This is a genomic window from Aliiroseovarius crassostreae (assembly GCF_025137635.1).
Lineage (GTDB): Bacteria > Pseudomonadota > Alphaproteobacteria > Rhodobacterales > Rhodobacteraceae > Aliiroseovarius > Aliiroseovarius crassostreae.
Map to the genome: position 1 here is coordinate 2,894,402 of NZ_CP080772.1, position 12,288 is coordinate 2,906,689.

At 54.6% G+C, this 12,288-nt stretch carries 14 protein-coding genes; 5 read left to right on the forward strand and 9 right to left on the reverse strand.

Annotated features, from left to right (window positions below; translation table 11 throughout):
* Positions 1-8 precede the first annotated feature (8 nt).
* From K3J57_RS13850 to hemJ, 7 genes are all read right to left on the reverse strand, one after another.
* Positions 9-896: a ParB/RepB/Spo0J family partition protein gene (locus tag K3J57_RS13850; RefSeq protein WP_259796358.1), complete on the reverse strand. Its 888-nt coding sequence runs from the start codon at positions 894-896 to the stop codon at positions 9-11.
* 9 nt (positions 897-905) lie between these two features.
* Positions 906-1,694, reverse strand: a complete 789-nt coding sequence (locus K3J57_RS13855) for a ParA family protein (RefSeq protein WP_259778373.1) — start codon at positions 1,692-1,694, stop codon at positions 906-908.
* A complete protein-coding gene (gene rsmG / locus K3J57_RS13860) occupies positions 1,687-2,310 on the reverse strand; it encodes a 16S rRNA (guanine(527)-N(7))-methyltransferase RsmG (protein WP_259792495.1) in 624 nt (207 codons plus the stop codon). Before rsmG ends, K3J57_RS13855 begins: the two co-directional genes overlap by 8 nt.
* Entirely contained in the window at positions 2,307-4,181 is a 1,875-nt protein-coding gene (gene mnmG, locus K3J57_RS13865; protein WP_259792497.1) for a tRNA uridine-5-carboxymethylaminomethyl(34) synthesis enzyme MnmG, read from the reverse strand. The genes rsmG and mnmG overlap by 4 nt, the downstream gene beginning before the upstream one ends.
* Positions 4,182-4,211: 30 nt before the next feature.
* Positions 4,212-5,501, reverse strand: a complete 1,290-nt coding sequence (gene mnmE, locus K3J57_RS13870; protein WP_259796360.1) for a tRNA uridine-5-carboxymethylaminomethyl(34) synthesis GTPase MnmE — start codon at positions 5,499-5,501, stop codon at positions 4,212-4,214.
* Positions 5,502-5,528: 27 nt separating this feature from the next.
* A complete protein-coding gene (rho, locus tag K3J57_RS13875; RefSeq protein WP_173487857.1) occupies positions 5,529-6,800 on the reverse strand; it encodes a transcription termination factor Rho in 1,272 nt (423 codons plus the stop codon).
* Positions 6,801-6,934: 134 nt separating this feature from the next.
* Entirely contained in the window at positions 6,935-7,384 is a 450-nt protein-coding gene (gene hemJ / locus K3J57_RS13880) for a protoporphyrinogen oxidase HemJ (protein WP_173487858.1), read from the reverse strand.
* Between the two features lie 397 nt (positions 7,385-7,781).
* On the opposite strand from hemJ, the gene K3J57_RS13885 reads away from it, so the two are divergent.
* From K3J57_RS13885 to dnaQ, 4 genes are read left to right on the forward strand one after another with little or no spacing between them, the layout of a single operon-like run.
* Positions 7,782-8,381, forward strand: a complete 600-nt coding sequence (locus K3J57_RS13885; protein ID WP_173486252.1) for a Maf family protein — start codon at positions 7,782-7,784, stop codon at positions 8,379-8,381.
* The gene (locus tag K3J57_RS13890) at positions 8,378-9,214 is read left to right on the forward strand and encodes a shikimate dehydrogenase (RefSeq protein ID WP_259785336.1); all 837 of its coding nucleotides are present in this window, start codon (positions 8,378-8,380) and stop codon (positions 9,212-9,214) included. Before K3J57_RS13885 ends, K3J57_RS13890 begins: the two co-directional genes overlap by 4 nt.
* Entirely contained in the window at positions 9,211-9,807 is a 597-nt protein-coding gene (gene coaE, locus K3J57_RS13895) for a dephospho-CoA kinase (RefSeq protein WP_259785337.1), read from the forward strand. Before K3J57_RS13890 ends, coaE begins: the two co-directional genes overlap by 4 nt.
* Complete coding sequence (dnaQ, locus tag K3J57_RS13900; RefSeq protein ID WP_259792512.1) at positions 9,800-10,537, forward strand: DNA polymerase III subunit epsilon; 738 nt, start codon at positions 9,800-9,802, stop codon at positions 10,535-10,537. Before coaE ends, dnaQ begins: the two co-directional genes overlap by 8 nt.
* Before the next feature lie 12 nt (positions 10,538-10,549).
* Here the strand turns inward: dnaQ and secB are convergent, their stop codons facing one another.
* Positions 10,550-11,032: a protein-export chaperone SecB gene (gene secB / locus K3J57_RS13905; RefSeq protein WP_173486248.1), complete on the reverse strand. Its 483-nt coding sequence runs from the start codon at positions 11,030-11,032 to the stop codon at positions 10,550-10,552.
* A gap of 124 nt (positions 11,033-11,156) precedes the next feature.
* Between secB and idi the strand changes: the two genes are divergently transcribed.
* Positions 11,157-11,675, forward strand: coding sequence for an isopentenyl-diphosphate delta-isomerase (gene idi / locus K3J57_RS13910; RefSeq protein ID WP_259796361.1), 519 nt, complete (start codon positions 11,157-11,159; stop codon positions 11,673-11,675).
* A gap of 52 nt (positions 11,676-11,727) precedes the next feature.
* On the opposite strand, the gene K3J57_RS13915 is transcribed toward idi, so the two are convergent.
* Positions 11,728-12,234, reverse strand: a complete 507-nt coding sequence (locus K3J57_RS13915; RefSeq protein ID WP_259785341.1) for an FxsA family protein — start codon at positions 12,232-12,234, stop codon at positions 11,728-11,730.
* Positions 12,235-12,288: the final 54 nt, after the last annotated feature.

Consider the following 12,288-nt stretch of genomic DNA (forward strand, 5'->3'; position numbering starts at 1 on the left):
TTTCCGGGTTACGCCCCCAAAATTCCGCAGATATCGTCCAGTTCATCAAGGTTTTGGTAGCGAATGGTCACCACGCCCCCTTCGGTGCCCGGTTTGTGGTCAATGGAAACCTTCATTCCCAAAGTGGCAGAAAGATCACCCTCCAGCGCCTTTGTATCCGCATCCTTGTCAGATTTCGGGCGCGCAACCGGTTTGGCCTCTCCCTTCGGTTTCTTCGCCAGACGTTCTGCCTCGCGCACCGACAGCCCTTTTGCGATGATCTGCTTTGCCAAGGCCAGGGGCTCTTCCGCCGTGACAAGCGTTCTTGCATGACCAGCCGTCAATTTCCCGTCACGCACAAACTCCTGCACATCAGCGGGCAGGTTCAAAAGGCGGAGCAAATTGGCGATATGGGATCGGCTTTTTCCAAGCGCCTCTGACACTTTTTCCTGCGTATGGCCAAAGCGATCCATCAAATCGCGATACCCCGCAGCCTCTTCGATGGCGTTCAGGTCAGCGCGCTGAATATTCTCGATGATGGCAACTTCGAGCGCCTCAGTATCGGTATATGTCCGAATAATAACCGGGATCTCGTGCAGCTGAGCCATCTGCGACGCCCGCCAGCGCCGCTCACCCGCGACAATTTCATAGGTGCCGTCATCTTTTGGATCAGGGCGAACGATCAGAGGCTGGATGACCCCTTTTTCCTTTACCGAGGCAGCCAGATCATCCAATTGATCTTGGGTAAATGTGCGGCGCGGCTGATCCGGATTGGGATGAACCTTTTCGATCGGCATCATCTGATCAGCCTTCCGAACGGCAACTGCACCTGTTTGGGCGGCCGGTTCCGGCGTTACATCGGCCATTAACGCGGATAGACCACGCCCCAAACCCCGGCTTTTTGCTTTATTCGCCATTCTTGCCTCCTATTTTCTGCCGTCAAGTTCTGCTGCCAGATCGCGATATGCCTGGCTGCCTTTAGAGTTCGGATCGTAAGACAGCACAGGCAAGGCGAAGGATGGCGCTTCGCTGACCCTTACATTTCTTGGAATAATGGTATCAAAAACCAACTCTCCGAGGTTGTCGCGCGCATCAGCCTCAACCTGACGGGACAGGTTATTCCTGGCATCATACATTGTGAGAACAATTCCTTCGATCCGCAGATCCGGATTTGCGGACTGGCGCACCTCTCGAACACTCAGCATCAGCTGAGACAGCCCCTCAAGCGCAAAAAACTCACTTTGCAGCGGCACCAAAACGCTGTGTGCGGCCACCATGGCATTCACGGTCAGAAGATTGAGAGAGGGAGGACAGTCAATAAGCACATAGTCAAACCCTTCAACATCTTGTGTGCGCAGCGCATCATGGAGCAAGTGGCTGCGTTTTTCATTCGAAACCAGCTCAATATCTGCTGAAGAAAGATCTGTGGTCGCCGGTGCAATCCACAAACCTTTTATGGCGGTTTCAACAATAACGTTTGAAAGTGGCGCCTCTTCTATCAACACGTCATAGGTGGTCAAAGCACGATCGGCCAGCTCGATCCCCAGACCCGTTGACGCATTTCCCTGCGGATCCAGATCAACCAAGAGAACATTTCGCCCCTGTTCAGCTAGCGCGGCCCCCAGGTTAATGGTTGTCGTTGTCTTACCCACGCCGCCTTTTTGATTGGTAACAGCGATAATCTTGGTCCCTGCGGGACAAGTAAGGTCAAGCACGTTTGATCGCTCCAATTTTCAAAATGACTGCGTCTGAATTTGTAACGCTCGGTATTTTATCCAATTGAAATGACCAGTTTTCAAGGGCTTCTTCAACTTCTTCCTGATACCTGGCGCCTTTTTGAAACACACAAATGCCATTCGGTGACAAATGCCGTTCCGAAAATTCCAGTAGCTTATCAAGTGAGGCAAGGGCACGCGCGGAAAACACGTCAGCGGCCTGTGGTTCTGCCTGTTCAATTCGCTCCGAAAGCACATTCGCTTCAACGCCGGTCTCGCGCAACACGGTTCGCAAGAACGTTGCTTTTCGAAGATCGCTTTCAATACATGTTACCTGTAATTCAGGTGCTTTTTCCTGGGCAAGCATTGCAACGATAAGGCCGGGAAACCCCCCACCCGTTCCTACGTCGCACCATTTCGTTGCATCCTGAGGAAGAGCGGAAAACACCTGTGCAGAATCGAGGAAATGCCTCTCCCACAGGTCATTGATAGTTGAAGGCGCAACCAGATTGATGGCCGGATTCCATTTTTTGAGTAGACTCGCGTAGATCTCCAACCGTTCCAATGTTTCACGTGAAACATCGAACTTCCGTGAGAAAAATTTGGTATCTGTCACGCTACACCCTTTTTTGAACGCTCTGCCTTGCGTAGTTTCGCCAACAAAAGCGTCAACGCCGCTGGTGTCATCCCCTCAACACGCGCTGCTTGGGCAAGATTTCTCGGCTGGGCAGCTGTGAGTTTCGCCGCAAGTTCATTTGAAAGACCATCCATCCCCTGGAACTCAAAATTCTCTGGAATTTCCTGTGCCTCATCGCGCTTAATCGCGGCAACATCTTTTTCTTGCCGTTCCAGATAGTTGGAATAAAGCGCGTCTTTTGCGATCTGTTCACGGATTTCTGGCAGGATGGTTTCAAATGCAGGATCAAGGTTCAGAACATCGTCAAAACTCACCTTAGGAAAAGAAAGCAGCGTGAATGCACTTCTTCTTGTCCCATCCTTGCGAACCTGGAAACTGGAACCTTCAAGATCTTGTGGTGTAAAGGTCTTTTCCATCAGGATATTGCGGGCACTTTCCAGTTCCTCTTGCTTCTTTAGGAACCGCGCCTTCCGGACATCTCCAACACATCCGATCTCAATCCCGACTGGCGTCAAGCGCTGATCAGCGTTGTCAGCGCGCAGAGAGAGCCGGAATTCAGCCCGAGACGTAAACATGCGGTAGGGTTCTGTAACGCCGCGCGTTATAAGATCATCAACCATGACCCCGATGTAAGAACTGGACCGGGAAAACAGGACCTTTTCACGCCCCAGAACTTCTGCAGCTGCATTCAAGCCTGCGACCAAACCTTGTGCGGCAGCCTCTTCATATCCGGTTGTCCCATTGATCTGACCCGCAAGATAAAGGCCCTGCACATTTCGAACCTGCAGAGTTTCAGTCAGCGAACGGGGGTCAACATAGTCATACTCGATCGCATATCCTGGCTGCAGGATGGTGACGTTTTCGAGACCAACAATAGATCGCACATAGTCCTGCTGCACATCTTCGGGCAAAGAGGTGCTAATACCGTTTGGATAGACCGCTATGTCATCCAAGCCTTCCGGTTCGAGAAAGATCTGATGTGAGGTCTTATCGGAGAACCTGACAATTTTATCTTCGATAGATGGGCAATACCGCGGCCCGACACCGTCGATGTGCCCCCCATACATCGCAGAACGATCCAGATTTTCCCTAATGATTTCGTGGGTTTTCTCATTCGTATGAGTGATACCGCATGAGATTTGTCGTGCAAATGGCGCGCTGTTCAGAAAGGAGAACATGGACGGATCATCATCAGCCGGCTGGGATTCTAAACTCGACCAGTCGATTGTCCTTGTGTCCAGACGCGGTGGCGTCCCAGTTTTCAGGCGACCAAGGGGCAGATCAAACTGTTCCATCCGTTCCGCCAAACGAATGGAGGGCCGATCCCCCATACGCCCACCCTGCTTCTGCACATCCCCAATATGAATAACACCACGCAGAAATGTGCCCGTGGTGAGGATGACTGCGCCTGCGGATATTTCCGCCCCATCAGCCAGTACAACACCTTTGACCTGCGCGCGGTCCATGAGGAAATCAGCAACCTCGCCCTCAATCAGGGTCAAGTTTTGCGTTGTCGCAATTTCCGCCTGCATTTCGCGTCGATAAATTGCCCGATCCGCCTGTGTACGCGGCCCCTGCACCGCAGGCCCTTTCCGGCGATTCAATAAGCGAAACTGGATCCCTGCCTTATCAGCAACACGCCCCATCAATCCGTCGAGCGCATCAATTTCCCGAACCAGATGCCCTTTCCCCAACCCACCAATTGCGGGATTGCAGGACATCACCCCAAGATCTTCTTTTTTCAGAGTGATCAGAGCGGTGTTTGCCCCCATGCGCGCAGAGGCATGAGCCGCATCTGCGCCGGCATGGCCGCCGCCAACCACAATCACATCGAATTTCGAATGTTTCACGTGAAACACTCCTTTCCCAATCCCAAGGATCTACTTACCCAAACAAAAGCTCGAAAAGATCTCATCGAGAACCATTTCGACATCCACACGTCCAACAAGGCCATCCAAAGCGCGAACGGCGCTCCGTAATTCTTCCGCCGCCAGTTCGGCGCGATCCTGTCCAAACTCTATCTCGATTCGAGCACGCTCCAAAGCGTCGAAAGCACGCAGCATTTCCTGGCGATGCCTTTCGCGCGTTGCAATTCCAGCGGACTGCACCCTGTCTTCCAAAATGCACGTGATCTTTTCGATCAAGCGATCAATCCCCTGACCCGTTTTTCCTGAGATCCGAAACCCCTCACCATCGGTCAGATCAGCCTTTCCAAGGGCGACGATGTCACCCTCCGTGGGGTTGATCCCCAGTTTCGCCTCAGGTTGGTCCAAAAGGAAAATGCGAAGATCAGCCGAAGCCGCGCGACTTACCGCACGATCAATACCTATGGCTTCCACCTGATCAGAGCTTTCACGAATACCGGCCGTGTCCAAAAGCGTGACCGGAAGCCCGGCCAAATCCATGCGGACCTCAATCACGTCCCGGGTTGTCCCGGCCACTTCTGATGTGATTGCCGCATCCCGACCAGCCAGAGCGTTCAGAAGCGTAGACTTTCCAGCATTTGGCGGGCCGATAATGGCGATTTCAAATCCGTCTCGAATACGTTCCGCAATTCTCGCACCATCCACTTCGCGCCCCAGACTTTGCATGACACCGGATAAGAGATCATCAACTTCCGGAGATACATCTTCTGGCACCTCCTCATCTGCGAAATCAATTGTGGCTTCCAGCAAAGCCGCGGCGCGGATCAGATCCCGGCGCCAGCTTTCGGCAATCTCTCCCAACGCGCCGGACAGAACATTCAGCGCCTGCTTGCGCTGCGCCTCTGTTTCAGCGTCCAGAAGATCCGCAAGCCCTTCCACCTGCGCCAGGTCCAGCTGTTCATTTTCCAGCGCACGACGGGTGAACTCCCCCGGTTCTGCCATGCGGAGGTTTTCGAACTTTCCAAGCTCTTCCAGCGCAGCCCGAACCACGGCAGTTGATCCATGCAACTGGAACTCAACAACATCTTCACCGGTAAAGCTGGCCCCGTGTTCAAAGCAAATCACCAAGGTTTGATCGAGATAGGTGCCATCCAGAGCGGTCAGCCGACGCAGCCCTGCTTTGCGTGGTCCCGGCAAAGATCCCGCCAGAGTTTCGGCGGCCAGAAACGCTTGTGGCCCGGATATCCGGACCACCGCGACGCCCGCCTTACCGCGAGCAGATGCCAATGCAAAGATCGTATCCATATCTAAGCCATTGTTAATTAACGACAATTAAGCGTTCATCGAGTCGAAAAATTCGCCGTTTGTCTTGGTCTGTTTCAGCTTTGAAATCAGGAACTCAATCGCGTCGGTGGTGCCCATCGGGTTCAGGATGCGGCGCAGAACATAGGTTTTCTGCAGGTCCTTGGCATCCACCAGGAGATCCTCTTTCCGGGTGCCGGATTTCAGGATGTCAATTGCCGGGAAAACGCGTTTGTCGGCCACTTTGCGATCCAGCACGATTTCCGAGTTACCGGTGCCTTTAAACTCTTCAAAGATCACCTCGTCCATCCGCGACCCGGTGTCGATCAGCGCGGTGGAGATGATGGTCAGCGACCCGCCCTCTTCGATATTCCGGGCAGCACCAAAGAAGCGTTTCGGACGTTGTAGCGCGTTGGCATCCACACCACCGGTCAGCACCTTACCCGAGGACGGAACGGTGGTGTTGAAGGCGCGGCCGAGGCGGGTGATCGAGTCGAGCAGGATCACCACGTCGCGCTTATGTTCAACCAGACGTTTCGCCTTTTCGATCACCATTTCAGCGACCGCCACGTGACGCGATGCAGGTTCATCAAAGGTCGAGGAGACAACCTCGCCTTTCACGGACCGCTGCATGTCGGTCACCTCTTCGGGACGTTCGTCAATCAGCAGCACAATCAGATAACATTCCGGGTGGTTGGCTTCGATCGAATGGGCGATGTTTTGCAGCAGCACGGTTTTACCGGTGCGCGGCGGTGCCACGATCAGCGACCGCTGGCCTTTGCCGATCGGCGAAACAAGGTCGATAATCCGGGCGGAACGATCTTTGATGGTCGGATCTTCGATTTCCATCTTCAGACGCTCATCCGGGTAAAGCGGCGTCAGGTTGTCAAAGGCCACCTTGTGTTTTGCCGCTTCCGGATCGCCAAAGTTGATCTTTTCCACCTTGGTGATCGCGAAATAGTTCTCGTTCTCGCCGGGGGCCTGAATGATACCTTCAATTGTGTCACCGGTGCGCAGCGAATACTGACGGATCACCGTGGGCGAGACATAGATGTCATCCGGGCCCGGCAGATAGTTGGCTTCGGTTGAACGCAGGAAACCAAATCCGTCCTGGACCACCTCAAGCACACCATCGCCACCGATGATCCACTCTTCTTCGGCCAGCTCCTTGAGAATCGAGAACATCATCTCGCCCTTGCGCATGGTCGAAGCGTTTTCGATTTCGAGCTCTTCGGCCATTGCCACAAGCTCTTTTGGGCTTTTGGCCTTCAGATCAGCCAGATTCAGACGGTTTTCGGACATGGGAATAGCCTTGCGATACGCATTAAAGCGTCGTTGGAACAGATGTGCAGTCGTGAAGATGCATTGGCCGGACGGCCTGCTTGTCTGCCAAATAGGCCAAAGGGGGCCGGTGAGTCAAGAAATTCGGGGCGATCTCAGTATTTGAACACCACTGAGAAGACGATCAGGAGCATCAGAAGCGTGGGCAGCTCATTCATCATGCGATAGCGCCGCCCAGGCAGACGATTGGTGCCTGCGGCGAATTCCTTGCGCCGGGCCGCCAGCCACATGTGAAACCATGTCATCCCAAGCACGGACCCACCTTTGAGCCAGGGCCAGAGGTCACTCCAATCCACCACACCGGGCGTGGCCACAAGGCACAACCCAAAGATCCAGGTTGAAATCATCGCAGGATTCATGATCGCCTTCAAAAGCCGTCTTTCCATAATCTGAAACAGATCATCGGTTTCATTGCCCGATCCGACCACTTCCGCGTGATAGACAAACAAGCGGGGCAGATAAAACAGGCCAGCCATCCAGGCGATGACGGAGACGATATGTAAGGATTTGGTCCAGAAATACCAATCCGAAAGAATGTCACCCATGTTATGCCTGCCTTTCTGACGCGCCCGTTTTTCCCTTCTTAAAATAATAAATATTTAAAAGAAAAGATGATGATTATGTAGGCTCTGTGGATAATGGGGATTATTGGGTTTTCCCGGTCTTTTTACACAGGTGGACAAGTTTGCTCTTTGATCGTGGACAAGTTTCAGCTTGCCAAGTTTTCATAGCAGATTCGGGCCCGGCTGGCTGGGGATAACTCGGCGGATGAAAGCCAGCCTGTTGGCCAATTTGTTTTTCCCGTGGAAAACTTCTCAACAGTGGAAGATCTGCGGATTTTGACGTAGGAACTGAGGAACTATCCGCAGGCGCAGAGGGAGGGTTCAGTTACCCCCGGATGCAAACACCGGAACAAACAGAGTTTTTCCACAGGGTTTTCCCATGGCGACACAATTCATCCTCGCATCAGGCTCCGAAATTCGGGCAACACTCCTGCGCAATGCAGGGCTGAGCTTTGAGGTTATTCCCGCACGAATTGATGAAGATATGATTAAAATGTCACTAAAGGCAGAGGGCGCCCATTCGCGCGACCTTGCGGATGCCTTGGCTGAGTTCAAAGCCCGGAAGATCAGTGAAAAATACCGAAACGCGCTGGTGTTGGGATGTGATCAGGTGGCTGATCTGGGTGGAGAGGTGATGTCAAAACCATCCACTCAAGAAGACGCAATTTCTCAACTTACTGAAATGTCTGGAAAAACTCACCGCCTTCTCTCTGCTGCCGTTCTGTATCAGGATGGCAAGCCCCTCTGGCGTCACGTGGGGTTGGTGCGTATGAAAATGCGCGACCTCAGCGCAGGGTATATTCAGGACTATGTGGCGCGGAACTGGGACAGCATCCGTCATTCGGTTGGGGCCTATAAGCTGGAAGAAGAAGGGGTGCGCCTCTTTTCCAGCGTGGAAGGTGATTATTTCAATGTGCTGGGTTTGCCGCTGACGGAACTCCTGTCATATCTGATCGAACGAGAAGAGGTGATGATATGAGCGAACGTCGTATTCCGCTGGCTGGGGTGATCGGGGATCCGATCGAACACTCCCTGTCGCCGCGCCTTCATGGCTATTGGCTGAAAACAATGGGCTTGCCCGGGCATTATGTGCCGATGCGGGTTGAGGTGAAGGATCTGGAAGAGGTCATTCGCACCCTTCCCAAGGCTGGCTTTGTCGGCTGCAACGTAACCATTCCTCATAAGGAAGAGGTGCTGAAGCTGGCTGATCTGGTGACCGATCGGGCGGCTTTGATGGGGGCTGCAAATACGCTGATCTTTCGGAAAGACGGAAAAATTCACGCCGATAACACGGATGGGTACGGGTTTATCGAAAATCTGCGCCAGGGCGCGACGGGATGGAACCCAAGGTCCGGCCCGGCCGCCGTTCTGGGCGCTGGTGGGGCGTCGCGTGCCGTGATCGCCTCGCTCTTGGAAGTGGGGGTGCCGGAAATCTTCTTGTCAAACCGCACCCGCACCCGCGCCGATGCGCTGCGGTCCGAGTTTGGTGCCCGTGTCACCGTGGTGGATTGGGTGCAGGCCGGCAATATGATTGAAGAAGCCCTGACCGTTGTGAACACCACTTCTCTGGGGATGGTTGGAAAACCGGAGCTGAGGGTGCCACTTGATGGGCTGAAACCCGGACAGGTCGTGACCGATATCGTCTACACCCCGCTGAAAACACCGTTGTTGCAGACTGCCGAAGCAGCCGGGTGCCAGATTGTTGATGGCCTTGGCATGCTGTTGCACCAGGCGGTGCCGGGGTTTGAGCGGTGGTTTGGTGCGCGGCCTGAAGTGACTGAGGACCTGCGCCGCGCAGTGCTGGCACAATGAGCACGCCGTTTATCATAGGTTTGACCGGCTCGATCGGTATGGGGAAATCCACCACGGCCAAAATGTTTCACGCCTATGGGATTCCGATCTGGGATGCGGATGCGGCGGTGCATCGGATTTACGGCGCCGGTGGCGCTGCGGTTGAACCGATCAGATCCATCTGCCCCGAGGCGATCATTGACGGCGCTGTTGACCGGGATGTGCTCAAGGACTGGATCGGGCGCGAGGCAACGGCCCTCAAACAGCTTGAACAGATTGTGCATCCGCTGGTCGCCGAAGATAGGGCGCAATTTCTGGCGGATTCAGGGGCGGATATCGTGCTTCTGGACATGCCGCTTCTGTTTGAAATCGGGGCACATGAACATGTGGATCTGGTGGTTGTCGTGTCTGCGCCGGCTGATCTGCAACGCGCCCGCGTGATGGAGCGCGGCACGATGAGCCAGCAACAATTCGAGACTATTCTTGCCAAACAAGTGTCTGATTCAGAAAAACGTGCCCGGGCTGACGTGATCATTCCGACCGAAACTCTGGATGGTGCCAAGGCGGCCGTAGAGGAAGTTCTGACCCATATTCGGGAGAAACTGAATGCGTGAGATCGTTCTTGATACTGAAACCACGGGATTTGATCCAAACTCCGGCGACCGGATTGTGGAAATCGGGTGTCTGGAGCTGATCAACCACATGCCCACGGGACGCACCTATCATCAATATATCAACCCTGAACGCGGTATGCCGGAAGAGGCATTTGGCGTGCATGGGATTGGGCCTGATCTTTTGCCAACACCCCGCCCTGCTGCGCCCGGTGAGGTGATTTTGAAAGACAAACCTGTCTTCAAAGAGGTCGGACAGGCTTTTGTGGAGTTCATCGGGGATGCGCGTCTGGTCATTCACAACGCGGCGTTCGACATGAAATTCCTGAATGCCGAACTGAAATGGATGGGGCTTGCGGAACTGCCCTGGGAGCGGGCGCTTGATACGCTTGCGATTGCGCGCAAAAAGTTCCCTGGTGCGCCTGCCTCACTGGATGCGCTCTGCCGTCGCTTTGGGATCGACAACTCGAACCGAACCCTGCACGGCGCGCTTCTTGACAGTGAAATTCTGGCAGAAGTGTATCTGGAGCTGATTGGTGGGCGACAGCCGGATCTGGTTCTGGCGGGTGGACCCGGCAGTGCATCAAACGAGGATGTCGCTGATAATTGGCGCCCAACCGCGCGCCCAACCCCGCTTCCTTCGCGGATCAATGACGCAGAAGCCGCCGCCCATGCCGAGTTTATTGACAAGCTGGGCGACGACGCGCTTTGGAAAAAACTGTCGGAGAGCTGATCCCCGGCAGGATCAGTTCTGCGTGGCGGTTTCTGCCTCTGCCGCTGCGCGGCGTTCGATTTCTGCACGATAAAGGGCAAGGAAATCAACGGTATCCAGGTTAAGCGGCGGGAAGCCACCATCGCGGGTCACGTCAGAAACGATGCGCCGCACGAAGGGGAACAGCATACGCGGGCATTCGATCATCAAGAACGGGTGCAGTTGTTCGTCCGGCACGTTTTCCACGTGGAAGATGCCACCATATTCCAGCTCAAGCAGGAAAAGCTGCTGACCGCCGTTCTTGTTGCGTGAACCCACGGTGAATTTCGTGGTGATTTCGTACTGGTTGTCGGCTGGGCGTTTTTGCGCATCCAGCGCCACTTCGACACTGATTTCGGGCTGCACTTCGCCTTCGACACCCTTTTGGGCCAGGATGTTTTCAAACGACATGTCGCGGATGAACTGGCCCAGGATTTGCATCTTGGGCGGCACGGGGGCTTGTTGTTCCTCGGCCATGGGGATCTCCTTAAGAATTTGGTTGGAAAGATGCCTAGCACCTTGCTCAGGCAGGCACAACCGATGTGGTCAAGTCCAAGGAGAAGGGGTTTTCGGAGCGGGGCAAAATCGCTAAAGGACGGACATGAACACGAAGATCCCCACTTGGGTGGATGGCACCCTGACCCCGGTCGACAAGCTGGAGGCGCATGTGAAAGCGATGCGCCACAAGGCGGTGTCGGTGTTTATTCTGCACAAGGGCAAGGTGCTGTTGCAGCAGCGCGCGGCCGGGAAATATCACACGCCGAACCTCTGGGCGAACAGTTGCTGCACCCACCCGCATTGGGGGGAGGATCCGCGGGATTGTGCCATTCGGCGTCTGAGGGAAGAGCTGGGGATCACCGGGCTTGATCCGGTCTGGGTTGAGCAGCTTGAATATCGGGCGGATGTCGGGGGCGGGTTGATCGAACATGAGGTGGTCGACCTTTTTGTGATCCGCTGTGACACCCTGCCGAAGATTGATCTGAACCCGGAGGAAGTTCAGGCCACGCGCTGGGCCGATCCGGTTGAGTTAGACACGGATATTGCCCGGACACCGGAGGTCTTTACGCCCTGGCTCAGGATCTACCTGCGCGATCACCGGGCGTCGGTGTTCGGGGCCTGACGCGGCCCGGTTCTTACCTGAGGCAGGGAAAATCGAAACGCTTTAGTGCTTGTTAGTGCTTGGTCCAGCCCGAGGGGCCTTTTTCGACATGATGGGTGGGGCGTTTATCGGGGGACACATCGGTAAATTCGCCATCAATCACGTCGTCGTCACGGCCTGACTGCGGGCGGGTTTCGCCGAATTCAGACTGGGTTCCCATGGTGAAACTTTGAACTTTCACTTTTGATTTCAGATGGTTGAAAACTGCCCTCCGCACCGCAGGGATGAGAAGCGCAAAGCCAACCGTATCGGTGAAAAACCCCGGCGTGAGCAGAAGCGCCCCGGAAAACAGGATCATCGCACCATGGGCCAGGGGTTCGGTCGGGTCCTGTAGCTGACCAAAGCTGTTGCGCAGATCCGCCATCGCCATCGCCCCCTGCGCGCGCATCAGCTGGGTGCCGATCACAGCGGTCAAAACCACGATCAGAAGGGTCGGCCACAGGCCAATCAGACCTCCAACCTGAATGAACAACGCGATTTCGATCAGCGGAACCGCTATGAACAGGGCAAAGAGCCACATGATACACCTCGTTTATTCTTTTGGCGTGGTGGACTTGTCCGCCCGCAGTACTTA

Bases quoted from the DNA above. Each gene is read 5' to 3' on its own strand.
- K3J57_RS13850 (WP_259796358.1), bottom strand. From the start codon at position 896: ATGGCGAATAAAGCAAAAAGCCGGGGTTTGGGGCGTGGTCTATCCGCG.
- mnmE (WP_259796360.1), bottom strand. From the start codon at position 5,501: ATGGATACGATCTTTGCATTGGCATCTGCTCGCGGTAAGGCGGGCGTC.
- rho (WP_173487857.1), bottom strand. From the start codon at position 6,800: ATGTCCGAAAACCGTCTGAATCTGGCTGATCTGAAGGCCAAAAGCCCA.
- hemJ (WP_173487858.1), bottom strand. From the start codon at position 7,384: ATGGGTGACATTCTTTCGGATTGGTATTTCTGGACCAAATCCTTACAT.
- K3J57_RS13885 (WP_173486252.1), top strand. From the start codon at position 7,782: ATGGCGACACAATTCATCCTCGCATCAGGCTCCGAAATTCGGGCAACA.
- K3J57_RS13890 (WP_259785336.1), top strand. From the start codon at position 8,378: ATGAGCGAACGTCGTATTCCGCTGGCTGGGGTGATCGGGGATCCGATC.
- coaE (WP_259785337.1), top strand. From the start codon at position 9,211: ATGAGCACGCCGTTTATCATAGGTTTGACCGGCTCGATCGGTATGGGG.
- dnaQ (WP_259792512.1), top strand. From the start codon at position 9,800: ATGCGTGAGATCGTTCTTGATACTGAAACCACGGGATTTGATCCAAAC.
- secB (WP_173486248.1), bottom strand. From the start codon at position 11,032: ATGGCCGAGGAACAACAAGCCCCCGTGCCGCCCAAGATGCAAATCCTG.
- idi (WP_259796361.1), top strand. From the start codon at position 11,157: ATGAACACGAAGATCCCCACTTGGGTGGATGGCACCCTGACCCCGGTC.
- K3J57_RS13915 (WP_259785341.1), bottom strand. From the start codon at position 12,234: ATGTGGCTCTTTGCCCTGTTCATAGCGGTTCCGCTGATCGAAATCGCG.